This is a genomic window from Halomonas sp. SIMBA_159 (assembly GCF_046536035.1).
Lineage (GTDB): Bacteria > Pseudomonadota > Gammaproteobacteria > Pseudomonadales > Halomonadaceae > Vreelandella > Vreelandella venusta_A.
Genome location: NZ_JAWJBT010000294.1, coordinates 1 through 302, shown reverse-complemented (window position 1 = coordinate 302; position 302 = coordinate 1). Strand labels below are relative to the sequence as shown.

Below are 302 nucleotides of genomic sequence, written 5' to 3'. Positions count from 1 at the left end.
AGCGCAACCCCGACCCAGTCCAGGAACATACCCAGTACCAGCAGGATCACCATCATGATCAGCAGGGTCATGGTGGCACTGCCGCCACTGAAGGCCAGAATGGTTTCTTCAACGAAATCAATGCCGCCCATCAGGTTGTACACACCGACCAGCGCACTGGCGCCGATGCCGATCCACATGATCATGCCGCAGGTACGCATGGTCGCAATGGCACTGTCTTTGAGCATGTTCCAGCTCATTTCGCGCCGGATCACAGCGCTGATCATAATGCCGACCACACCCAGCGCAGAGGCTTCCGTAAC

1 protein-coding gene is annotated in these 302 nt (G+C 57.3%); it reads right to left on the bottom strand.

Annotation, left to right across the window (positions count from 1 at the left end):
* A partial coding sequence (locus tag R0J87_RS19355; protein ID WP_498888273.1) for a TRAP transporter large permease subunit occupies window positions 1–302 on the bottom strand: 302 nt, incomplete at both ends.